This window comes from Pseudomonas sp. BIGb0558, from assembly GCF_024807515.1.
Taxonomy (GTDB): Bacteria; Pseudomonadota; Gammaproteobacteria; order Pseudomonadales; family Pseudomonadaceae; genus Aquipseudomonas; species Aquipseudomonas yamanorum_A.
In genome coordinates this window covers 47202-70053 of sequence record NZ_JANUEW010000008.1, presented here as the reverse complement: position 1 = coordinate 70053, position 22852 = coordinate 47202, and the positions used below count along the sequence as shown (strand labels likewise).

21 protein-coding genes and 1 pseudogene are annotated in these 22852 nt (G+C 61.7%); 7 read left to right on the top strand and 15 right to left on the bottom strand.

Going from position 1 to position 22852, the window contains the following annotated elements; all coding sequences use genetic code 11:
• Positions 1-8: 8 nt before the first annotated feature.
• Positions 9-938 (bottom strand): AraC family transcriptional regulator, encoded by a 930-nt coding sequence (locus M2400_RS12845; protein WP_259196881.1) that lies wholly within the window; start codon positions 936-938, stop codon positions 9-11.
• A 327-nt stretch (positions 939-1265) separates the two neighbouring features.
• Between M2400_RS12845 and M2400_RS12840 the strand changes: the two genes are divergently transcribed.
• Entirely contained in the window at positions 1266-1607 is a 342-nt protein-coding gene (locus tag M2400_RS12840) for an antibiotic biosynthesis monooxygenase family protein (protein ID WP_177045961.1), read from the top strand.
• A 43-nt stretch (positions 1608-1650) separates the two neighbouring features.
• A complete protein-coding gene (locus tag M2400_RS12835) occupies positions 1651-1896 on the top strand; it encodes a hypothetical protein (RefSeq protein WP_177045963.1) in 246 nt (81 codons plus the stop codon).
• On the opposite strand, the pseudogene M2400_RS33405 reads toward M2400_RS12835, so the two are convergent.
• From M2400_RS33405 to M2400_RS12810, 6 genes and pseudogenes are all read right to left on the bottom strand, one after another.
• A pseudogene (locus M2400_RS33405) lies at positions 1892-1969 on the bottom strand (outer membrane lipoprotein carrier protein LolA); the annotation flags it as partial. The gene M2400_RS12835 and the pseudogene M2400_RS33405 sit on opposite strands and share 5 nt — an antisense overlap.
• A gap of 17 nt (positions 1970-1986) precedes the next feature.
• Positions 1987-2604, bottom strand: coding sequence for a flavin reductase family protein (locus M2400_RS12830; protein ID WP_177045965.1), 618 nt, complete (start codon positions 2602-2604; stop codon positions 1987-1989).
• Between the two features lie 123 nt (positions 2605-2727).
• Positions 2728-4047, bottom strand: coding sequence for an MFS transporter (locus tag M2400_RS12825; RefSeq protein WP_259196876.1), 1320 nt, complete (start codon positions 4045-4047; stop codon positions 2728-2730).
• A 286-nt stretch (positions 4048-4333) separates the two neighbouring features.
• Positions 4334-5659, bottom strand: a complete 1326-nt coding sequence (locus M2400_RS12820) for a sigma-54 dependent transcriptional regulator (RefSeq protein WP_259196874.1) — start codon at positions 5657-5659, stop codon at positions 4334-4336.
• Positions 5653-7419, bottom strand: coding sequence for an ATP-binding protein (locus tag M2400_RS12815; RefSeq protein WP_177045971.1), 1767 nt, complete (start codon positions 7417-7419; stop codon positions 5653-5655). Before M2400_RS12815 ends, M2400_RS12820 begins: the two co-directional genes overlap by 7 nt.
• 231 nt (positions 7420-7650) lie before the next feature.
• Complete coding sequence (locus tag M2400_RS12810) at positions 7651-9174, bottom strand: fumarate hydratase (protein WP_003214142.1); 1524 nt, start codon at positions 9172-9174, stop codon at positions 7651-7653.
• A gap of 299 nt (positions 9175-9473) precedes the next feature.
• On the opposite strand from M2400_RS12810, the gene M2400_RS12800 reads away from it, so the two are divergent.
• Together M2400_RS12800 and M2400_RS12795 are read left to right on the top strand one after the other, a co-directional pair.
• Positions 9474-10406 (top strand): iron-sulfur-binding ferredoxin reductase, encoded by a 933-nt coding sequence (locus M2400_RS12800; protein WP_259196871.1) that lies wholly within the window; start codon positions 9474-9476, stop codon positions 10404-10406.
• A 30-nt stretch (positions 10407-10436) separates the two neighbouring features.
• Positions 10437-11186, top strand: a complete 750-nt coding sequence (locus M2400_RS12795) for an enoyl-CoA hydratase-related protein (protein ID WP_177045975.1) — start codon at positions 10437-10439, stop codon at positions 11184-11186.
• 193 nt (positions 11187-11379) lie between these two features.
• Here M2400_RS12795 and pyk read toward each other — a convergent pair whose 3' ends face one another.
• On the bottom strand, positions 11380-12831 hold the full coding sequence (gene pyk / locus M2400_RS12790) for a pyruvate kinase (RefSeq protein WP_259196868.1): 1452 nt from the start codon (positions 12829-12831) through the stop codon (positions 11380-11382).
• A gap of 175 nt (positions 12832-13006) precedes the next feature.
• Between pyk and M2400_RS12785 the strand changes: the two genes are divergently transcribed.
• Both M2400_RS12785 and M2400_RS12780 read left to right on the top strand, forming a co-directional pair.
• A complete protein-coding gene (locus tag M2400_RS12785) occupies positions 13007-13381 on the top strand; it encodes a tol-pal system YbgF family protein (protein WP_177045979.1) in 375 nt (124 codons plus the stop codon).
• A 225-nt stretch (positions 13382-13606) separates the two neighbouring features.
• Positions 13607-13966, top strand: a complete 360-nt coding sequence (locus tag M2400_RS12780) for a PilZ domain-containing protein (protein WP_177045981.1) — start codon at positions 13607-13609, stop codon at positions 13964-13966.
• Between the two features lie 27 nt (positions 13967-13993).
• On the opposite strand, the gene M2400_RS12775 is transcribed toward M2400_RS12780, so the two are convergent.
• Genes M2400_RS12775 through M2400_RS12750 form a run of 6 tightly spaced genes read right to left on the bottom strand, consistent with a single transcriptional unit; the run spans position 13994 to position 20649 of the window.
• The gene (locus M2400_RS12775) at positions 13994-15325 is read right to left on the bottom strand and encodes a DUF58 domain-containing protein (protein ID WP_259196864.1); all 1332 of its coding nucleotides are present in this window, start codon (positions 15323-15325) and stop codon (positions 13994-13996) included.
• A gap of 7 nt (positions 15326-15332) precedes the next feature.
• Positions 15333-16313 (bottom strand): MoxR family ATPase, encoded by a 981-nt coding sequence (locus M2400_RS12770; protein WP_177045986.1) that lies wholly within the window; start codon positions 16311-16313, stop codon positions 15333-15335.
• Positions 16310-17467: a DUF4350 domain-containing protein gene (locus tag M2400_RS12765; RefSeq protein WP_259196863.1), complete on the bottom strand. Its 1158-nt coding sequence runs from the start codon at positions 17465-17467 to the stop codon at positions 16310-16312. The genes M2400_RS12770 and M2400_RS12765 overlap by 4 nt, the downstream gene beginning before the upstream one ends.
• Positions 17464-18993 carry a DUF4129 domain-containing protein gene (locus M2400_RS12760; protein ID WP_259196862.1) on the bottom strand — a complete coding sequence of 510 codons (1530 nt, stop codon included), beginning with the start codon at positions 18991-18993 and terminating at the stop codon, positions 17464-17466. Before M2400_RS12760 ends, M2400_RS12765 begins: the two co-directional genes overlap by 4 nt.
• Positions 18980-19960 carry a stage II sporulation protein M gene (locus M2400_RS12755; protein WP_259196861.1) on the bottom strand — a complete coding sequence of 327 codons (981 nt, stop codon included), beginning with the start codon at positions 19958-19960 and terminating at the stop codon, positions 18980-18982. The genes M2400_RS12760 and M2400_RS12755 overlap by 14 nt, the downstream gene beginning before the upstream one ends.
• A complete protein-coding gene (locus M2400_RS12750; protein ID WP_177045994.1) occupies positions 19957-20649 on the bottom strand; it encodes an RDD family protein in 693 nt (230 codons plus the stop codon). Before M2400_RS12750 ends, M2400_RS12755 begins: the two co-directional genes overlap by 4 nt.
• Before the next feature lie 189 nt (positions 20650-20838).
• Between M2400_RS12750 and sbcB the strand changes: the two genes are divergently transcribed.
• A complete protein-coding gene (gene sbcB / locus M2400_RS12745; protein WP_259196860.1) occupies positions 20839-22266 on the top strand; it encodes an exodeoxyribonuclease I in 1428 nt (475 codons plus the stop codon).
• A 90-nt stretch (positions 22267-22356) separates the two neighbouring features.
• On the opposite strand, the gene mvaT is transcribed toward sbcB, so the two are convergent.
• A complete protein-coding gene (gene mvaT / locus M2400_RS12740; RefSeq protein WP_005790963.1) occupies positions 22357-22731 on the bottom strand; it encodes a histone-like nucleoid-structuring protein MvaT in 375 nt (124 codons plus the stop codon).
• Positions 22732-22852 lie beyond the last annotated feature (121 nt).

Here is a 22852-nt window from a genome sequence, read left to right as displayed (position 1 = left end):
AACTGCGGTTAAAGGCTCTGGCGCAGCCGGGCCAGATCGCGCAACGGCGGCGCCCCAAACAGCCGGCTGTATTCGCGGCTGAACTGCGAGGCGCTTTCATAGCCCACCCGATAGCCCGCCGCCGAGGCTTCCAGGCCTTCGGCGATCATCAGCCGCCGAGCCTCCTGCAAGCGCAACTGCTTCTGATACTGCAACGGGCTCATGGCGGTCATCGCCTTGAAGCGGTGGTGCAAGGTCGAGACGCTGAGGTTCACTTCCTTGGCCAGGTCATCAATGCGCAAGGGCTGTTCGTAGTTGCCGTTCAACCAGGTGATCGCCTGGCTGACCCGATGGCTCTGACTGTTGGCGACGGCGATTTCATACAGCCGATAACCCTGTGGGCCACGCAACAAGCGATAGAGAATTTCGCGATTGATCAACGGCGCCAGCATCGCGATGTCTTTCGGTGTGTCCAGCAAGCGCGTCAGGCGCAACACGGCGTCGAGCAACTGGTTGTCCAGGCGGTCGACATACATCCCCCGGGACGTCGGGCGAGTAGGCACACCCATGGGGCCGGCCTCGGCAATCAGCGCGGTGATTTGCGCCGGGTCGATGTTGACCCGAATCGACAGGTTGGGGTCTTCCGGCGTGGCATCGAGGATACGCCCGGCCACCGGCATCGACACCGAGAACACCAGGTAATTGAGCGGGTCGTAGGCGAAGACCTCATCCGCCAGGCGCACTTCCTTGCTGCCCTGGGCGAGAATGCACAGTGCAGGCTCCACCAGGACCGGCATGAAATCCCGTGGGGTGTTGTGGCGGTTGAGGTACAGCGAAGTGATCGCCGTGCCGTAGGAACCATCCTCCCAGGTATGCCGGCGCACGATGCCGGCGAGTTCTGCGCGCTGCTTTTCCATATCGGCGTCGAGGGGTGTGGAGCGAAGTTCTGGCGACGACATGGGACATCCTCGGGTGCTTTTGACGATGGGCACAGCTTAAAGGCGGCTTTGCAAAAAGCGGTACTTCGATTCTGCACAATCCTTGCCTGATCCTGCGAAAATTCGTGAATCAGGCAAGCCGGAGGCTGTCATGCCCCTGAAATACGGCAGTCATGCCGGGAATAAAATCCGCAGGCCGATTGCTATATCTACGCATCTCGCAGGATTGTGCAATAAGCCGGCAGGAATCGACTAACCGTATACGCACCTGCGCCCGTATCTTTGATCCTGTGGCAACACGCCCTCACAGTGCTTGCCGAGCATCACTTCTCAACGGGAGAGTCGAACATGTCCACCCCCATTCCCGCGAGCCATATGGCCTTTATCCGTGCCCGTACCGGGTACAGCACCGAACTGGGTGCACGCTTGAGCAGTTTGATCGAACCGGGCCGTCAGGCTCCGGGCTGCCTGCAATTCTCGTTGCAGCACTCCCTGGCCGACCCGGATGTGTGGTTGGTGTCGGGCTTCTGGAGCAGCCAGCAGGCGATGAGCGCCTACTTCAGCTCGCCGGCGCTGATGGTCTTCACCGAGTTGTTGAATGACATGGTAGTGCGCAGCATGGACTTCCAGACCTTCACCGACGCTTCGGCCGTCAACGCCTATGGTGAGTACCTGCAACTGGCGGGCTAGTGCTTTAGAATGGCCGCCTTTCCCATTGGCCAGGACCTGCAACATGGCACGTAAAGAGTTTGCCCACCACGAAGCCGTTTCCGCCTTGGTGCGTGAAGATGAGGGTGGCTATAGCGCCGCCATCGCCGTCAAGGCGCTGGATGGCATGGGTGCACCGCGCTTTCACAAGATCCTCGATGGACAAACCTTCAAGACTGCCGATGACGCTGATGATGCGGCTGCCCGGCAACTGGAGCGCCTGGTCGATGTTGACGAAGAAGGCCAGTTGACCTGGGCGGCGGTCGTGTAGGAGCGAGCTTGCTCGCGAAAAACCGGAGAGCGCCGTTGGGTGTCAGGCTCCCCGCGTTATCGTTAACGACCATCGCGAGCAAGCTTGCTCCTACGGTCGGTACATCTTGAACAAGGCCTCTGGCCCCAACTGAAAATAATCCGCCGGGCCGCCTCCACGCAGGATCGGCTCGGCGGCAGCGGTGTCGTACACCCCGTCTTTCAGCAGCCATTTGGCGATATGCACCGCAACCACCTCGCCAAGCACCAGCCAGCTTGGCACCAGCTCCTTGTCGGCGCGCTGCAGCTGAATGATCTGCGTCACCTTGCACTCGAACGACACCGGGCTCTCACCCACGCGAGGCACGGCGATCACCTTCGACGCCACCGGCGTCAAGCCGGCCAATTCAAACTCGTTGACCTCGGGCGATACCGGCGCGCAACTCTGGTTCATCTGCTCGGCCAGCGGGCGGGTGGCCAGGTTCCACACGAATTCGCCGGTCTGTTCGATATTGTTCAGGCTGTCTTTGCGCCCGACACTGGAAAACCCAATGATCGGCGGAATGTAGTTGAAGGCGTTGAAGAAACTGTAGGGCGCGAGGTTCAGGCGGCCCTGACTGTCGTGGGACGAAATCCAGCCAATCGGGCGCGGGCCGACAATCGCATTGAACGGGTCATGGGGCAGGCCGTGGCCGTTGGCGGGTTCGTAGAAATGGATATCGTCGGACATGGCCGGGGTTCCTGCTGCGCGGTTCGGGGGAGGGCATCATAGTGCACTGAGGCGAAGTCTTAGCCAATGAAAAGGGGCCGTGTCATCTACTGACACGGCCCCTTTTTTACACCTGCAGAACCCTTAGTCCGTGGTAATCCGCGAATGCTTGCGGGTGTCCTTCATGGTCACATACACCAACAGCGACACTGCAATACACGCGGTGACGTACCAGTAGTAGCCGGTTTCCATGCCAATGCTCTTGAACCACAGCGCGATGTATTCAGCGGTGCCGCCGAAGATCGACACGGTCAGTGCATACGGCAGGCCAACGCCCAGGGCGCGGATTTCGGTAGGGAACAGCTCAGCCTTCACCACCGCGTTGATCGAGGTGTAGCCACTGACGATGATCAGCGCCGCCATGATCAGGAAGAACGCGCCCCACCAGGTCTGGATGGTGTGCAGGGTGGTGAGGATCGGCACGGTGAACAGGGTGCCGAGGACGCCGAAGGCAATCAGGATCGGCCGACGGCCAACCTTGTCCGACAGCCCGCCGATGATGGGTTGCAGGCACATGAACAGAAACAGCGTCGCCGCCGAAATGGTGGTGGAGTCGGAGATGCTCATGCCGACCGTGTTCACCAGGTATTTCTGCATGTAGGTGGTGTAGGTGTAGAACGCCAGGGTGCCGCCCATGGTCAGGCCGACCACGGTCATCAGTTCCTTGGGGTGGCGCATCAAGGTGCGCATGGCGCTTTCCTTGGCCTTTTCTTTCTTGGTGAACGACTCGGTTTCTTCCATGCCGCGACGCAGGTACAGCGCCACTACCGCGCACAGCGCGCCGATGGCAAACGGGATACGCCAGCCCCAGTCGTACAGCTGCTCGGTGGTGAGGGTCTGTTGCAGCACGATTAGCACGCCAAGGGCGATGAGCTGGCCAGAGATCAGGGTTACGTACTGGAAGCTGGAGTAGAAGCCCCGACGTTCCTTGGTCGCCATTTCGCTGAGGTAAGTGGCGGAGGTGCCGTATTCGCCCCCGACCGACAGGCCCTGCAGCAAGCGGGCAAACACCAGCAGGATCGGTGCGCCGATGCCGATGGCTTCATAGCCCGGGCTCAGGGCAATCAGCAGCGAGCCGAAGCACATCAGGTACACCGAGGCCATCAAGGCTTTTTTGCGGCCAACCTTGTCGGCGTACAGGCCCATCAGCCAGCCACCGATCGGGCGCATCAGGAAGCCCACGGCGAAGATCGCGGCGGTGTTCAGGAGTTGGGCGGTGGTGTCGCCTTTCGGGAAAAAGGTCTTGGCGAAGTACAGCGAGAATGCGGCGTAGACGTACCAGTCGTACCACTCGACCATGTTGCCGACCGATCCGCTGAAGATCGACTTGATCCGGCTGGAGGTGGTGCGTGTTTTTGCCGGCGCAGCCGCCGACCCCAGAGGCAGGGAGTTGGAGTTATCCATTTAAGGATCCTTCATCTAATTGTTTTTGTGGAGCGCGCGCTAGCGCAGCCTGGTCGGGGCTATAGCAGGAGCTGTGCCAAACAGGTGAAGGCCCGGTCTAGAAGGGTTTGCGGAAATTTTTGAGCGGAAAGTTGCTGATGAATCAAGGGGCGTGAGCGGAAATCCGCTTATGGTTGCGGGCCTCATCGCAGGCAAGCCAGCTCCCACCCTTTGACTTGTGAATACATTCAAAGGTGGGAGCTGGCTTGCCTGCGATGGCGCCCTACCCGGCGATACAAGAACCGGTTTAGAGGAACGAGTCCCGCGCCAAGCCATGGCGCTGCATCTTTTCATTGAAGGTGCGCCGGGGCAGTTGCAGTTCGGCCAGCACCGCCTTGATATCGCCTTTGTGCCGGGTCAGCGCGGCTTTCAGGCAGTGGGCTTCAAATGCTTCCTGCTGGGCCGCCAGGGATTGCCCGGCTTCGATGCCTTCCGGCTCCGGTTCACCCAGCCCCAGTACCTGGCGCTCGGCGACGTTGGCCAGTTCCCGCACATTGCCCGGCCAGTCATGGCTGAGCAGGCGGCCCAGCGCCGACCCGCTCAACGGTGCAAAGTTGCGGCCCAGGCGTTCGGCGGCGCTGTGTGCGAAGTGCTCGAACAGCAACGGAATGTCTTCCCGGCGCTCGCGCAGCGGTGGCAGGCGCAGTTGCGCGACGGTCAGGCGGTAGGCCAAATCCTCGCGAAAGCGTCCGGCACGGGCTTCATCCAGCAGGTCCGGCTTGGTGGCGGCGATGATCCGCAAGTCCACCTTGATGCTTTGATTGGAGCCGAGCCGTTCCAGCTTCTGCTCCTGCAACACCCGCAGCAATTTCACCTGCTGGGCCAGGGGCATGCTTTCGATTTCATCAAGAAACAGCGTGCCGCCGTCGGCGTATTCCAGCTTGCCAATGCGCTTGCCCTGGGCGCCGGTAAACGCGCCACTTTCATGGCCGAACAGCTCGGCTTCAAACAGCTGCTCGGGAATTGCCGCGCAGTTCAGCGCCACAAATGGCTTCTTGGCACGAGGGCCGAAATCATGCAGGCAGCGGGCGACCAGTTCCTTGCCGCTGCCGGTTTCGCCGCGAATCAGCACGTTGACCGGCAGGCCGGCCAGGTCCAGCACTTGGCGGCGCAGGTTCTGCAAGCCCCGGGACACTCCCAGCAAGCTGGATTCCAGCTGGGCGCGGTGATCGGCCTGTTGATGCAGGCGGCGGTTTTCCAGCACCAGGCCGCGCTTGTCCAGCGCCCGGCGCAGGCTGCTGAGCAGGGCTTCGGGGCTGAAGGGTTTTTCGAGGAAGTCGTAGGCGCCATCGCGCATGGCTTCGACGGCCATCGGCACATCGCCGTGGCCGGTGAGCAGAATCACCGGCAGGTCGGCGTCGCGCCGCTGCACTTCGGCCAGCAACTCCAGCCCGCTGAGGCCGGGCATGCGCACATCGCTCAGGATCACCCCGGGAAAATCCCTGGGCAACTGCGCCAGGCATTCCTCGGCGCGGCTGAACAGCTGCACCTCAAAGCCCGACAGGCTCAGCCATTGCTCGACGGCCGTGCGAATGCTGGCTTCGTCATCGACCACAATCACCGCATTCAACATAGTTCTGGCGTCTCCAGGGCGATGGGCAAGGTCAGGGTAAAGATCGCCCCGTCACCTTGATTGCCGGCGCTCAGGCGGCCGCCGAGTTCGTGGACGATAGCGTACGACACTGCAAGGCCCAGGCCGAGCCCGTCGCCCACCGGTTTGGTGGTGAAGAACGGGTCGAACACGCTGTTGAGGTGTTCTTCGGCAATCCCGCCGCCGCTGTCGCTGACGGTCAGGCGCCACAGTTGCTGGTCGGCGTGCAGACGGATCTCCAGGCGCTTGCGCGGCTTGTCGGCCATGGCGTCGAGGGCGTTGCGCAGCAGGTTGATCATTACCTGTTCCAGGCGAATCGCGTCGCCGCGGACCCAGGCCGGGCGGGTCAGGTCGAGGACTGTGCCGATGGCTTCGTCCCGCAGGCGGGCGTCGAGCAAGTGCAGGGACTGGTCCACCACCGTGGCCAGGTCGAGGCGTTCGCGCAGGCCGCTGGGGCTCTTGCGGGCGAAGGTCTTGAGGTGGCCGGTGAGGGCGGCCATGCGCGTGAGCATGTCGTCCAGCGGGGTCAGGGCCTGGTAGGCGTCGTCCACCCGGCCGTGGTCCAGCAGCAGCCGCAGGGTTGCCAACTGCATGCGCTGGGCGGTCAGCGGCTGGTTGATCTCGTGGGCCAGGGCTGCGGACATCTGCCCCAGCGCCGCGAGCTTGGCGGACTGCACCAGGCCATCCTGGGCGGTGCGCAGTGCGCGGGTGCGTTCTTCCACCAGTTGTTCAAGTTCTTCACGGCTGCGCTGGCGCAAGCGGGCCAGGCGCCAGCGTTGGGTCAGGAACAGCACCAGGAACACCAGCGCCAGCCACGAACCGGCGGCAGCGAGGCCGGCGTTGCGTTGGTCTTCAAAGGCAACCTGTGGCTTGCGCAGCAGGTGCAAGGTCCAGCCTTCGGCCTTCAGCGGCAGGGATTCCCAAATGTAGTTGGCCTTGCCGTCGGGGCCGTCGACGCGCATCAGGTGGCTGTTTTCGTCAAAGCGCTGCAAGGCTTCGGCGTCCAGCGGCAGCAGTTGTTTCTTGTCGTATTGGCGCGTGGCCTTGAGTTCGGCGTGGTCGCTGTCCGACAACGGGCGCAGCGCGCGGTAGCGCCAGCCCGGCTGGTTGGCGATAAACACAATGCCCCGGGCATCGCTGACCAGCAGCAGGTCATTGCCCTGGGCCCATTCGCGCTCCAGTTCGGGGAATTCCAGCTTGACCACCATGGCGCCGAGGAACTGTTCGTTCTCGCCCACCACCGCGCTGGAGAGAAAATACCCGGGAATCCCGGTGGTCACGCCCACCGCATAAAAACGCCCGGTGCCCTGGCTCAGCGTCTGGCTGAAGTAGGGGCGAAACGCGTAGTTGTGTCCCACATAACTGCTGGGCAGGTTCCAGTTACTGGCGGCCACGGCCAGGCCGTTGCGGTCCATCAGTTCCAGGGTGGAAGACTGGGCAGCACCGTTGATGCGTTCCAGTTTGCGGTTGAGCAAATCCTGGGTGGCGGTGTCCAGCGGGCCTTTCAAGGCGCTGATCATTTCCGAGTCGAGGGCCAGCACGGCGGGCAGGGCGCGGTAGCGTTCGATCAGGGTGTGCAGCGAGTTGCCATAGAGCATGAGCTGCTGATTGGCGCGGGCGGCGTCGTCCACCAGGGCCAGGCGTTCGGCGTGGCGGGTGGCCAAGGCGGCAGCCAGCATCGCACCGGCAATGATCAGCAGGGAGTAGAAGGTCAAACGCAACGGGCGGGGAATCGCGATCATACGAAGATGAACAGTGCAATTGGGGGCGAGCACCATAGCATGAGGCGCATGGCTGTTGTGGCGAGGGAGCTTGCTCCCGCTGGGGCGCGTAGCGGCCCCAAAAAAATGGGAGCGCTGCGCACTGGAGCGCCAGCCCGGTCCAGCGCGAGCAAGCTCCCTCGCCACAGTAAGAGGTGTATGGCATAAAAAAGGCGACCGCATTGGTCGCCTTTTATCCCACAGGGGAAATGCTTACTGCACTTCTACCGCCAGGCTTTCACTGATCTTTTTCTGCCAGATGGCAGGACCTGTGATGTGTACCGACTCGCCCTTGCTATCAACGGCAACGGTGACCGGCATGTCTTTCACGTCGAACTCGTAGATCGCTTCCATGCCCAGTTCGGCGAATGCCACCACGCGGGATTTCTTGATGGCCTGGGCCACCAGGTAAGCCGCGCCGCCCACTGCCATCAGGTAAACCGCCTTGTGGTCCTTGATCGCTTCGATAGCGGTCGGGCCGCGCTCGGATTTGCCGATCATGCCCAGCAGGCCGGTTTGCTCGAGGATCTGGCGGGTGAACTTGTCCATCCGCGTGGCGGTGGTCGGACCGGCAGGCCCAACCACTTCTTCGCGCACCGGATCAACCGGGCCGACGTAGTAGATGAAGCGACCCTTGAGGTCCACCGGCAGGGTTTCGCCCTTGTTCAGCATCTCGACCATGCGCTTGTGCGCCGCGTCGCGACCGGTGAGCATCTTGCCGTTGAGCAACACGGTTTCGCCCGGCTTCCAGCTCTGCACGTCTTCCGGGGTCAGGGTGTCGAGGTTGACGCGACGGGCCGACGGGCCGGCTTCCCAGACGATTTCCGGGTAGGCGTCCAGCGGTGGCGCTTCCAGCGACGCAGGGCCCGAACCGTCGAGCACGAAGTGCGCGTGACGGGTGGCGGCGCAGTTGGGGATCATGCACACCGGCAGCGAGGCCGCGTGGGTCGGGTAGTCCATGATTTTCACGTCGAGCACGGTGGTCAGGCCACCCAGGCCCTGGGCGCCGATGCCCAGTTGGTTGACCTTCTCGAACAGCTCCAGGCGCATCTCTTCGATACGGTTGGACGGGCCGCGCTTTTTCAGCTCGTGGATGTCGATGGATTCCATCAACACTTCCTTGGCCATCACGGCTGCCTTCTCGGCGGTGCCGCCGATGCCGATTCCGAGCATGCCCGGTGGGCACCAGCCGGCGCCCATGGTCGGAACGGTCTTGAGTACCCAGTCGACGATCGAGTCGGACGGGTTGAGCATGGCCATTTTCGACTTGTTCTCGGAACCACCGCCCTTGGCGGCCACGTCCACTTCCACGGTGTTACCCGGGACGATGGAGTAGTGGATCACCGCAGGGGTGTTGTCCTTGGTGTTTTTACGCGCACCGGCCGGGTCGGCGAGGATCGAAGCCCGCAGGACGTTTTCCGGCAGGTTGTAGGCCTGGCGCACGCCTTGGTTGATCATGTCGTCCAGGCTCATGGTGGCGCCATCCCAGCGCACGTCCATGCCTACACGTACGAATACGGTGACAATCCCGGTGTCCTGGCAGATCGGGCGGTGGCCGGTGGCACACATGCGCGAGTTGATCAGGATCTGTGCCATGGAGTCACGGGCCGCTGGCGATTCTTCGCGCAGGTAGGCTTCGTGCATCGCCTGGATGAAGTCAACGGGATGGTAATAGGAAATGAATTGCAGGGCGTCGGCAACGCTCTGAATCAGGTCGTCTTGCTTGATCACGGTCATGAGTCGCGCTCCTCTATAAGGGAACATTCAATAAAGGTGTCTTCAGTAAGGTGAATCGGTCGGCTGAAGGCACCTTTCCAAGGCACGCCGTATGGTGCAGGCGCGACGCTAAAAAGGCGCGGCAGTATAACCCGCCGCGGTGGCCGATACACCCGACTATGGTCATGAATGCCAGGCCCGATTCACCGTAGGAGCGAGCTTGCTCGCGAAAAACGTGAATCTGATGGGTTTCGTCAGGCGCCCCGCGTTATCGTTAGCGACCTTCGCGAGCAAGCTCGCTCCTACAGTTGAAGAGTTTTATGCCTGAACTTCACGTCGGCGAACGCCACTGGTCGGTAGCCACCGGCAGCAACCTGCTGGATGCCCTGAACCAGGCGGGTGTGGCCGTGCCCTATAGCTGCCGCGCCGGCAGTTGCCATGCCTGCCTGGTGCGTTGCCAGGGCGATATCCAGGACAATCAACCGGATGCCCTGAGCCCGGCGCAACGCCAGGACGGCTGGCGCCTGGCCTGCCAGTGCCAGCTCACGGGGGACGTGCAGGTCGCGGCGTTTGACCCGCTGCGTGACGGGCTGCCGGCGACGGTGCTGGGCGTCGACTGGTTGAACCCGAGCGTACTGCGCCTGCGGCTGCAACCCGAACGCGGCCTGCGCTACCGGGCGGGGCAGCATCTGGTGCTGTGGGCGGGCAGCGTTGCGCGACCTTACTCATTGGCCAGCCTGCCCCAGGAAGACCCGTTTCTCGAATTTCACATCGATTGCCGCCTGCCCGGTGAATTCAGCGATGCTGCCCGCCGGTTAAAGGTTGGCGACAGCCTGCGCCTGGGTGAACTGCGGGGCGGCGCGTTGCAATACGATCCCGACTGGCAATCCCGGCCGCTGTGGCTGCTGGCCTCGGGCACCGGACTTGGCCCGCTGTGGGGCGTGTTGCGCGAGGCCCTGCGCCAGGATCACCAGGGCGCCATCCGGGTCATTCACCTGGCTCATGACGCAAACGGTCATTATCTGGCCGGGCCTTTGGCGCAGCTGGCTGCGGCGCATCCGAACGTGACGGTTGAGCTGTGGACAGCGGCTGAGGCAACCGAGGCTTTGGCGCAACTGCGGCTTGTTTCCCGGCAAACTCTGGCCTTACTCTGCGGGCACCCTGCCAGCGTCGAGGCCTTCTCCAAGCGCCTGTTCCTGGCCGGACTGCCGCGCAATCAACTGCTGGCCGATGTGTTCCTGCCCCGTGGTTGAGCGCTGAACTTTCCAGCCGCGAGATTTGCCATGACCGATGCCATCCTGCAGCAACGCGAACGCGGGTTGCTGATCCTGCAGCTCAACCGCCCGGACAAGAAAAACGCCCTGACCCGCGCCATGTACAGCCAGCTGGCCGAGGCGCTGGAACAGGCCGATGCCGATAACGGCGTCAATGCCGTGTTGATCCAGGGCAGCAGCGAATGCTTCACCGCCGGTAATGACATCGGCGACTTCCTTGAACAACCACCGGCGGATCTCGACAGCCCGGTGTTTCACTTCATGCGCAGTTTGCTCAATTGCCGCAAGCCGGTGATCGCAGCGGTGGCAGGCGTGGCGGTGGGGATTGGTACCACGCTGCTGCTGCATTGTGACCTGGTGTATGTGAGCCGGGATGCGCGGTTGCGCATGCCGTTCGTCAACCTGGGGCTGTGCCCGGAGTTTGGCTCCAGCTTGATCCTGCCGCGCTTGTTGGGGCATGCCAAGGCGGCGGAATTGTTACTGCTGGGTGAAGGGTTCAGCGGTGAGCAGGCGGCTATCTGGGGCATCGCAACCGAAGCACTGGGCAGCGGTGAATCTGCCTTGGCCAAGGCGCGGGAAGTCGCCGGACGGTTCGAAACCCTGGCGCCGGGCGCGGTGCAGGTCAGCAAGCATCTGATGAAAAGCGTTGATCGTGAGCAGTTGCGCAGGGTGATCGAGGAGGAGGGGGCGTTGTTTACCCAGCGGTTGAAGTCGCCGGAGGCGATTGCGGCGTTGTCGGGGTTTATCGCCAGGCGATGAAGTGTTGTGGGAACGGGCCTCATCGCAGGCAAGCCAGCTCCCACAGTTGACCGAGTTGACTTGAAGAAGCGCGATTAACTGTGGGAGCTGGCTTGCCTGCGATGAGGCCCTGCCAGCCAATGGAACATCCCGATCTGCAATGCAAAAAGCCCCGCCATTCACATGGCGGGGCTTTTGTTTTTCAGCGTGTCACTCAGACCATTGGGTCGCCAACGTGCAGGATCTTCATGCCGTTGGTGCCGCCGATGGTGTGGTAGCTGTCGCCCTTGGTCAGGATGACCCAGTCGCCTTTCTCTACTACGCCGCGCTTGAGCAACTCGTCGATCGCGGCCTGGCTGACTTGCTCAGGCGGCAGCGATGCCGGGTCGAACGGTACGGTGTAGACACCACGGAACATGGCCGCGCGGGCCTGGGTTTCGCGGTGCGGGGAGAATGCGTAGATCGGGATCGAGGAACGAATGCGCGACATGATCAACGGCGTGTAGCCACTTTCGGTCAAGGCGATGATCGCTTTCACGCCCGGGAAGTGGTTGGCGGTGTACATGGCGGCCAGGGCGATGCTCTGGTCGCAGCTTTCGAACACTTTGCCGATGCGGTGGCTGGAGGTCTTGCTGGTCGGGTGCTTTTCAGCGCCGACGCAGATGCGCGCCATGGCCTGCACAGCTTCCAGCGGGTACGGGCCTGCAGCACTTTCAGCCGAGAGCATCACGGCGTCGGTGTAGTCGAGCACGGCGTTGGCCACGTCGGACACTTCGGCACGGGTTGGCATCGGGTTCTGGATCATCGACTCCATCATCTGGGTCGCAACGATCACCGCTTTGTTGTGGCGACGTGCGTGCAGGATGATTTTCTTCTGGATACCGATCAGCTCGGCGTCGCCGATTTCCACACCGAGGTCGCCACGGGCAACCATCACGGCGTCGGAAGCCTTGATCAGGCCGTCGAGGGTTTCGTCATCGGCCACGGCTTCGGCGCGTTCGATCTTCGCCACCAGCCAGGCAGTACCGCCGGCTTCGTCGCGCAGTTTACGGGCGTATTCCATGTCGGCAGCGTCGCGCGGGAAGGATACCGCGAGGTAGTCCACTTCCATTTCGGCGGCGAGCTTGATGTCGGCCTTGTCTTTTTCAGTCAGGGCTGGAGCGGTCAGGCCACCGCCGCGGCGGTTGATGCCTTTGTGATCCGACAGCGGGCCGCCGATGATCACGGTGCAGTTCAATTCGGTTGGGGTGGCGGTGTCGACGCGCATGACCACGCGACCGTCGTCCAGCAGCAGTTCGTCGCCGACGCCGCAGTCTTTCACCAGGTCGGGGTAGTCGATACCCACTACGTCCTGGGTGCCTTCGGTCAGCGGGTGGCTTGTGGAGAAGGTGAACTTGTCACCGATCTTCAGCTCGATCCGCTTGTTGGTGAATTTGGCGATACGGATTTTCGGGCCTTGCAGGTCACCCAGCAGTGCAACGAAGCGGCCGTGTTTGGCGGCCAGGTCACGCACCAGCTTGGCGCGAGCCTTGTGCTCGTCCGGGGTGCCGTGGGAGAAGTTCAAACGGGCAACGTCCAGGCCAGCCAGAATCAGCTGTTCGAGGACTTCCGGCGAGTTACTGGCCGGGCCAAGGGTGGCGACGATTTTGGTACGACGGACGGACATGCACGGACTCCTGAGTTCAAGCGCTGAGGAAGGCTACTATGCTCTTTGGTTGTAGTCATTGTTCGTTTGCACTACTTATCGATGATTCGCTTGTTTTCACTCTGCATGAACAGATGAACAACCTTGAAGATTTTCGATGAAGGGTCGATACACTGCACAAGACAGGAGAACCCCCATGCGAATCGTGATCATTGCTGCCCTGGCCGTCAGTGTTGTCGGCTGCACCCGTTGGTCGATGGACCATCATTTGAACAATGCGTACCGCGCCTACGGTGTAGGCGATTGCCAGCGGGTCACCCTTGAGTTATCCCAGGTCGACCGTGAAAGCCGTTCCCGGCGCTACGTGCAACCGGAGGTCTCGATGTTGCGCGGGCAGTGCCTGGAGCGCGAGAAACTGTTCGTCGATGCGGCGCAAACCTATCAGTTCATCATCAGCCAGTACCCGGCGAGCGAGTACGCGTTCCGTGCTCGTGCACGCCTGGATACCCTGCAACAGCTGGGGCATTACCCCGGCGCCAGTACCGCCCAGCCGCGTCCGGCGTCACTCTGATGATATTTGTCATGCTATGGCTGGCTCGTTGCCAGTCTTGGGCTAATCTTTGAATATCGGTTTGTATAGGTTTCTATTCGAACGGATGGAATACCCGGATTTGGCAGCTGTAAGGTGACAAAGCATCGGCTGTTGTCGCACCGAGATCCGGGGAGAGCGGGCCTTTGGGCTCGTTCCGAATCACTGGAGCGGCCACACTCATGGCCATTGGATGGCGACCTCATCATGTTTACGCAGCGGCGGATCGAGCGACATCAGTTACCTTGCTTCCTTCAAGTCTTCAATCGCCTGACGGACAAACCCATTGGCTATTTGGGCAATGTTTCCGAGAAAGGGCTGATGTTGATCAGCCAATTGCCCATGATGGTCGATGTGGCATTCGAGCTGCGCCTGAAAATTCCCGGCCCCGAGGGCGAGGTACAGGCGGTAGACCTCACGGCCACCTGCCTGTGGTGCCATGAGGATATAAACCCGCAGCATTACGACTCCGGGTTCAGCGTGTCACAGGCGCCCGCCGAATATGGGGAGGTGATCAGCGCCCTGTTGAATTACTTCAGCTTTGATCCATTGCAGGCCTCTGCCTAGGTTCTGTGCAGCGCTGCGCGCGAGGTTTCATAGCGCTCCGGCTTTTTTCCAGCCCAGGTAGCGGGTCACCAGGGAGGCTCCGAGTTCCGAAGGCAGTGTGTCCAGTACCGACAGACCATGGGCGTTCAAGCGGCCGTGGAGTTCATCCCGGGTATTGAGATAGTCGATGTTGCCGCAATAGGCCAGGGCTTCGGGCAGGGTTTGCACGGGGGCCTGGCGCAACTGGTCAAGGATTTCCTCCCGCAGGCTTGCAACCAATACCCGGTGCTGGCGGCTGATGCGTTTGACGGCGCTCAGCAACTCTTCATCATCCTCATCGCGCAAATTGGTTACCACGATCACCAGCGAGCGACGTTTCTGCCGGGCCAGCAGTTGGCTGGCGGCCGCCTGGTAATCAGCGGTACGACGGGAAGTATCCAGGTCATACACCGCATTCAGCAGCAAGTTGAGCTGGCCACTGCCTTTGACCGGTGCCAGGTAGCGCGGCTGGTCGCAGGCAAACGTACAGAGCCCCACGGCATCGCCCTGGCGCAACGCCACGTAACTGAGTAGCAGGCAGGCATTGAGGGCGTGGTCAAAATGCGACAGTTCGGCGTCCTGGCTGCGCATGCGCCTTCCACAATCGAGCATGAACATAATCTGCTGGTCACGTTCATCCTGATATTCCCGGGCGATCGGCGTGCGTTGCCGGGCGGTGGCTTTCCAGTCGATCTGGCGCAGGCTGTCGCCCTCGCGAAACTCGCGCAGTTGATGAAACTCCAGGCCCAGCCCGCGTCGTTGCCGCTGGCGTACACCAAGCTGGTTGAGCCAGTTGTCCACTGCCAGCAACTGCGCACCGTACAGGCGTGCGAAGTCCGGGTAGACGCGGGTGGCATCGTTGACGTCTATCAGGCGCCGTGCGGACCACAGCCCCAGGGCACTGGGAAGATGGATTTCACACCGGGTAAAACTGAAATGCCCGCGTCTTAGCGGCCGCAGCCGGTAGCCCAGCTCACTGTGCTCACCCGGGCGAAGTTCGATGGATTGGGGCAGGTTCTCCACCGCCAAACCCTCGGGCACATGATCGAATACCTGGACCATCAGCGGCTGGGGATAATCGTGCTCCAGTGTCACCCGCACGTCTCCCCAGCGCCCCAACGCCAGGCTGCCGGGCATCTGCCGTCGCACGCGCGGGGACGGTCGGCGGCGCAGGCGGATGGCATCCAGCAGGGCCAGCAGCAACAGAGCCAGCAGCAAGCCCCAGGTCACGGAGTGCAGGGTGTCTGGCACCTTGACCTGCAGCGCCATCAACGTGCCGAGCAGAATACCCAGGCCCAGCAGCACACCGAGCCAGATCAATAGCAGGCGAGTCGGTCTCATGGGCGTGTCATTGCCGTGGCGCCGGGACTTGGTCCAGCAGTTGCCTGAGCACCTGGTCGACTTCCAGCCCGTCGATATCCAGCTCCGGGGCAATGCGCACCCGATGGCGCAACACTGCCAGGGCACAGCCCTTGATGTCGTCCGGAGTCACGAATTCGCCGCCCCGCAGCAGGGCCCGTGCCCGTGCGCCACGAACCAGGGCAATGGAGGCCCGGGGCCCGGCACCGATGGTCAGGCCCGGCCAACTGCGGGTGGTACGGGCCAGGCGCACGGCGTAGTCGAGTACTTGTTCGTCCAGGGGCAGCTCGCTGGCGATCTGTTGCAACAGCAGCACATCTTCAGCGTGCAGCACCGTGCGCAGCGGTTGTACGTCGAGCATGTCGGCCCGGGACGAGCGGGTGACTTCGCGCACCATGTCCAGTTCCTGCTGCGCCTCGGGGTAGTCCATGCGCACCTTGAGCATGAAACGATCCAGTTCGGCTTCAGGCAAAGGGTAAGTGCCTTCCTGCTCGATGGGGTTCTGGGTGGCCAACACCATGAACGGTTGGCCAATGGGCAGTGCCTCGCCTTCGAGGGTTACCTGGCGTTCCTGCATGGCTTCCAGCAACGCCGCCTGGGTTTTCGCCGGGGCGCGGTTGATCTCGTCGGCCAGCAACAGGTTGGTAAACAGCGGCCCTTTGCGCAGCTTGAACTGCTCGGTATGCAGGTCGTATACGGCATGGCCGGTCACGTCGCTGGGCATCAGGTCCGGCGTGAACTGGATGCGCGCGAACTCGCCCCCAAAACAGCGCGCCAGGGCACGTACCAGCAAGGTCTTGCCCAGGCCGGGAACACCTTCGAGCAGCACATGGCCGCCCGCGATCAACGCGGTGAGCACGTCATCGATCACCTGATCCTGGCCGATGACCGCCTTGCGCAGTTCGATGCGCAAGGCCTGGGCCAGTTGGCTGGCACGCTGAAGCGGGTCAGTGGCGGGAAATTCGCTCATAGGGCATTCCTGAGGGTTTGCAGGCAGGCCACCTGGCGGCTGAAATCGGCGCTGGAGAGCCGCTTCACCGGGAGTGGGCCGAGGGCCTGGCTGATGACGAGGGAGGGTTGGCGAGTCAGGTGTTCAAGAACCCGCAATTGTTCGGTGGCGTCGAGGTATTCGAACCCGGGATGACGGCGTCGGGCTGTGCGCTGGATGTCGTGCTGCAAGGCGAGCAGCAGGCTGTTTTGCCCGCTGCGGCGCAGCAGGAAGTCGGCACTGGCTTTCAAGTGTTCATGCAGTTGGCGGCGCGCCTTGGGGGCCGGCTGCCGGATCGGGCCCTGGCGCATGCCGGCGTGCCACAACCCCAGGGCAATCAGTGCGGCAAGTGCCACCAGTGCCTGGGGGAAGTAGCGCAGCAGCAGGCTGAACAGGTCCTCGACATCGGTGTTGGACAGCAGTGTGACGTGGGTGCCTTGGCTCAGGTACCAGAGCAGCCAGGCGTTATCGTGCAGGCCGATGGCCGGGGTTTTCCACAGATCGCTGTCGGTGACCACCGTCACACGGCCTTGCCCGAGGTTGACCTGCATCAGATGCGTCGACTTGGCACTGTTGGCCGAGAATTGCGCGAGGTGTTTGGGGTCGGTGAGATTGAAGTCGGTGTCGAAGCTGAAGTAGGCCGGGGCCGTTTCGTTGTCCACATAGAGCTTGGTCAGGTCCGGCGTTTTCTTTTTGCGCGCGGGTGCCGGAGCATCGAACGTTTCACTGAAGGACTGGTGTATCTGCACGCGATCCAGCAGCAGGTCGCCACTTTTGCCGGTGTCCTCATCCCACAGCGCTTCGGCTACCAGCAACAGATGGCCGCCCGCCCGGGTCCATTGCAGCAGTTGATCCACCTGGGGCGGGCTCATGTTGCTGCGCTCGCCGAGCAACAGCAGGCTGTTACCTATGGGCGAAAGGCTGGCCAGCCGCTCCAGGCTGTTGGCGTGTTCCACCACCAGGCCTTGCCTGCGCAGAAAGTGTTCCGCTGCCAGGTAAGGATTGGCCAGGGCCTCGGGCGAAGCGCCACGATCCACCACTTCCTGATACGGAATCGCCTTGTGCCAGGCATAAAAACCGCCTGCGGCCAGCAAACACGCCACAAGCACTGCGACCCACAGCAGTGGCCGGTTCATTGTGCTGCTCCCGGGCCGAACAGGCTTCGCCAACGGCTGCATAGCTGTTGTTGCGCCAGGGCCGGCGGAAGGCGGTGGCCATAGGCGAGGTTTTGCCAATAACGGGTCAGCTCATCGCTGAATGCAAGCAACTGCGGTTGTTGCAATTGGCGGATGTGCTCCAGGACCTGGCCTTCCGTGTCGGCGTTTTTCAGTGGCAGGTTGAAGTCGTGTAACAGGCGGCTGAGCAAGCCCCGGTAAAGCAAACCGAGGGCTTCCCGGGGTTGAGTGGCCCAGAGTTGTTCGGCGGTGCTGGCGATATCTTCGGGTAAGGTTTCTGCGCCCAGTTCCAGGCCGAACATTTGAGCGGGAGCAGGTGTGGCTGTCTTGGGCTGGCGCGGGCTGCGTCGGCTGACAAATGCATGCAGCCAGTCGCGATAACGCCAGATCACCAGTGCCAGCCCACCCACCAGCAATCCCCAGAGCAGCACTTCAAGGGCTTTGGCGATGTACTTGAACGAGTCGCTGTTGAGGTTTTTCAGCAATGCTTCCAGCCAGGCCGGTAGCTTGGCGTCGGCTGCGGGCTTGTTTTTGTCTGCTGTTTTTTCGTCACCGAACCGGTAGCGGGTGACGGTTTCCGGATTCTTGAACGGTGGCTGCTCCAGCAGCGCCTTGATCGACTGATTCGCCGATTGCGTACTCAGGGGCTTTTGCGGCGGCGGCTCATCGGCCCACACCGGTGGAATCGCCGGGACCAGCATCAGCCCGATCACCAGCAGCAGGGCCGGTGCCACGCCACTCAGGCGCTGGCGCAGTCGGCGGAACACCAACTCCAGGTCCCAGGCTTCCAGTACGGTGCGGCGGTTCAGGTACAGGCTGAAACCACAAGCGACGTAGATAGGCTCCCAGAACACCAGGATCAAGGCATAGAAAGCGTTGGTCAGGTGCTCCAGCCATAGCCAGTCGTGCCCGGCGGTGAGTACCAGCTGTTGCCAATCCCAGTCCCGTTCGACCTCTTGCGGCAGGAAGAAATAGAACACCGCCATCAGCCCGAACCACAAGGCGATTTCCAGGTGCACTCCGATCAGGGTCAGCCAGCGGGCGGCGCTGGCGTTGCGTTGTTGCAGTACCCCAAGACGTTGCTGGCGTGCCTGGCCTCGCAGGCCTTCGAGCTGGACCACCGGCATCACGAAGCTGCGGCTCAGGCTGAAGCGCCGCCAGGTCAGGCTGGCCAGCAATTGGCCCTTGAGCAGGCGCGGCCATTGGCGCAGGGCCTGCTTGAGGCTGGGTGTTTCGCCGAACAGGGCCTTGGACAGGATATACAGCGGCAGGCGGTCGAATGCCGGTTTCAACCACCAGAACAGCAGCAGTGCGGTGGACGGGTGATTCCACAGCAGCAGGCTGAACAGAGCGAAGACCGGCAAGGTCACGAGGGCCCAACTGCTCATCAGCAGCAGCCGGTGTTCGCGGGCCAGCAGGATACCGAGGTCCATGGCTTCCCAGGCGTTGCGTGGGCGGATCACGACGCTGGCATCACTCAGGCGCATGGCGATCGCGTCCGGCAAACAGCAGGTAGGTGGCCATCAGCAACCACAGGGCGGCACCCACCAGGTACTTGATCCACGGCGCCACGGCCGTGGTGGAGGACCAATACGCTTCGATAAACGCAGCGATCAGCAGGAACACCATTACTCCACAAATCATTTGCACGCTTTTGCGCGCGGCCAGTCGCAGGGATTCGCCTCTTGTCAGTTGCCCCGGCGCAATCAATGCCCAGCCCAGTTGCAGGCCCGCGGCACCAGCCAGGGCGATAGCGCTGAGTTCGAAGGCGCCATGGCCAATCACGAATGACCAGAAGGTCTGGCCGTAGCCGAGTTGAGTCAGGTGCCCGGCGACGGCACCAATGATCAGGCCATTGAAGAACAGGAAAAATACGCTGCCCAGGCCAAACAGCAGCCCCGCGGCAAAGGTTTGGAACGCGATGCCGATGTTGTGCATCACGTAGTAGCCAAACATCATCCAGTCTTCGCTGGAGGCGCGTTCGGCGGCCCGGCCCAGACGGCTGGCATCGGGGTCGTACATACCCTGCATCTCGGCCACCTGTTGGGGGCTGACGATGCTGTAGATCAAGTCCGGAAACAGGTACACCAGCAAGGCGATGCCGATCAGGCTGCCAAAGAACAGCAGGCTGGCGGCCAGCACGAATGGCCATTGCGCGCGAACCAGCCTGGGGAAGTCGGCCAGCAGGAAGCTCAGCACGTTTGCTCCCAGTTGGCTGCGGTTTCGATACAACTGTTGATGGCCGCGCAAGGCCAGTTGCTGCAGCGGGTCCACCAGATAACTGCTGTAGCCGCGTTCCTGGGCCAGGGCGAGGTGCTGGCACAGCTGCCGGTATTGATGAGGGAAGTCGGCGAAGTCGGTGCCTTTGGCTTTGCCTTTCTCCAACTGCGTCAACTGCTCGGCAAAGGCTTGCCATTGTGGTTGGTGACGGCTTTCGAAAAGACTCTGCTTCATGCTGGCCCCAACAGTCCGCGGGCCACGCCATTGAGTTCCGCCACGGCGCGGGCAGGGGAGACCTGCAGGGGCGTAGCCAGGATCGCGGCCAGTTCGTTGACGCGTTCGGCGGACAGTTCGCCCTGGCGTTCGGCGAAGCTGAGAATGGCCCGTTGTTCGTTCAGCTCGAGGGCGAACGGCAGGCGCAGCGCGGGGGCTTGTGGTACTTGCGGGCGGGGAAGCGGCTGTTCGCGATAGATCACCAGGGTCCCGGCGGCCAGGTCGCCCAGGCGCTTGAAGTTGGGGTGTTGCAGGCAACTGATGGCGCCGAGGAAGTAGCCGAACGGCAGCATGTCGACAAAACGCAGCAGGTTACGGATCAGCGAGGCGGACCAGCCGATGGGCGTGCCATCGTCCTGTACCACCCGCAGGCCCATTATCTGCTTGCCGGGCGAGCAGCCCTGGTTGAGCACCTCGAACAGCACCATGTACCACCAGCTGACGAGAAACAGCAGCAGCGAACCCAGGCCTATGCCCAGGTTACCGAGGAAGGCCAGCGCAATAAAAAGAATGCCGAGAATCAGGCCGCGCAACCCGAGGTCGAAGGCAAAGGCCAGCGAGCGGACCAGCAGGCCGGCCGGGCGCAGGGGCAGGTCGATGCCCTCCGGGGTCTCGATCTGGTAGCGGGTATCCAGTGGCGCAGGTGGCATCGCGTTCCTTGGCAGTGCGGCGCTGGCGCCTGGGCGGCAGCGGCGGGGTTGGAAAGACCGATGCTAGCAGTGTCGACGGTGGAAGCAACCACCCAACGATTTACTGAATGTTTGTACAGTGAACACAGCGCTGGCCGCCGGTGCCTTCCAGCGCCTAGACTTTGTCGGTCTTCAGCACAGGAATAGCCCGTGACCACCATTTTCTGGTACGACTATGAAACCACCGGCATCAACCCGCGTACCGACCGCCCGCTGCAGGTAGCCGGTATTCGCACCGACCTTGAACTCAACGAGGTAGGGCCGCCGGTCAACCTCTATTGCCAGCCCAGTGACGATATCCTGCCGCACCCGGCAGCGTGCGCGATCACCGGCATCACCCCTGGCGTGCTGGCGGAGAAGGGCCTGGCCGAAGCCGACTTCATGACCCGGGTGCACGCTGAACTGGCAGCCCCGGGCACCTGCGGGGCCGGATACAACACCTTGCGTTTTGACGATGAGATGACGCGCTACAGCTTGTATCGCAACTTTTTTGACCCTTATGCCCGCGAGTGGCAAGGCGGTAACAGCCGCTGGGACCTGATCGACGTGGTGCGCACCGCCTATGCCCTGCGCCCGGACGGAATCGTCTGGCCGGAACAGGACGGGCGCGTCACCCTCAAGCTTGAGCGGTTGACCGCCGCCAATGGTATCGACCACGGGCAGGCTCACGATGCCTTGTCCGACGTGCGCGCCACCATCGCATTGGCCCGGTTGGTCCGCGAAAAGCAACCCAAGCTCTATGACTGGCTGTTTCAACTGCGCAGCAAGCAACGGGTCATGGACCAGGTGCGGTTGTTGCAGCCGATGGTGCATATTTCCGGGCGTTTTTCTGCAGAGCGTCATTACCTGGGCGTGGTGCTGCCCTTGGCGTGGCACCCGCGCAATCGCAATGCATTGATCGTCTGCGACCTGGGGCTCGATCCCCAGGGCCTGTTGGACGAGGACGCGCAGACCTTGCGCCAGCGTCTATATTCCCGTCGTGACGACCTTGCCGAAGGTGAGTTGCCGGTACCGCTCAAATTGCTGCACATCAATCGCTGCCCGGTGGTCGCGCCGTTAAGTGTGCTTCGGGCGCAAGACCGCGAGCGGCTGCAACTGGATATGGATGAGTATGCGGCGCGCGCCCTGCGGCTAAGCGACGCACAAGAACTATGGCGCGATAAATTAGCGGCGATTTATGCCGAGGAAGATTTTGCGTCGAGTGCCGATCCGGAGCAGCAGTTGTACGATGGTTTTATCGGTGATCGTGATCGACGTTTATGTGAACAAGTGAGAGTCGCCGAGCCTGAGCAATTAGCACGGCAGCAATGGCCTTTTGATGACGAACGTTTGCCTGAATTATTATTTCGCTATCGCGCCCGTAACTTCCCTGAAACCTTGAGTAGTGAGGAGCAACAGCGCTGGAGAGTTTTCTGTCAGCAGCGTTTGTCAGACCCGCAATGGGGCGCACCAAACACCCTTGAGGATTTTAAACAGGCGCGTGTTGAGTTGGCTGTTAGTGCTACACCGTTTCAGCGGCAGGTGCTTGATGAGTGGCAGGAGTATGTTGACGCTTTAGCAGCTCGAATGAGCCTGTAATCGGTGCCAGGGTAAAAGATGGACAATAAAAAACGCCAGCAAGCTGGCGTTTTTTATTGCGTTGCGTATCACGCAGCGTCCTGGCGAGGCTTAGCCCAGCAGGGTAGCCCAGCCTTCAACCACGTCGCCGCCCCACTTGGCTTTCCACTCTTTCAGAGTCTTGTGGTTGCCACCTTTGGTTTCAATCACTTCGCCGTTGTGCGGGTTTTTGTATTGTTTAACCTTGCGTGCGCGCTTGGTGCCGGTAGTTTTCACGGCGCCACGTGGAGCCTTAACTTTCGACTCTGGATCCAGCAGCGCGATGATGTCACGCAGGGATTTGGAGTATTCGCCCATCAGGGTGCGCAGTTTGCCTTCGAATTCCAGCTCGGTTTGCAGTTTGTCGTCTTGGGACAGGTTCTTCAAACGGGCTTGCAGCTCTTTGATAGCTTCTTCGGTGGCGCGGTATTCGTTGATCAGGGACATGGGGACTACCTTATGTAGGGCGCTGGGTGAAAGGGGATAGTGGCCCAATAATAGTCAGACGGTTTGCCCAAGTAAACATTTAAGGTCGCATTTATGTAATTTACTTTGGTTGTTTGTGGCA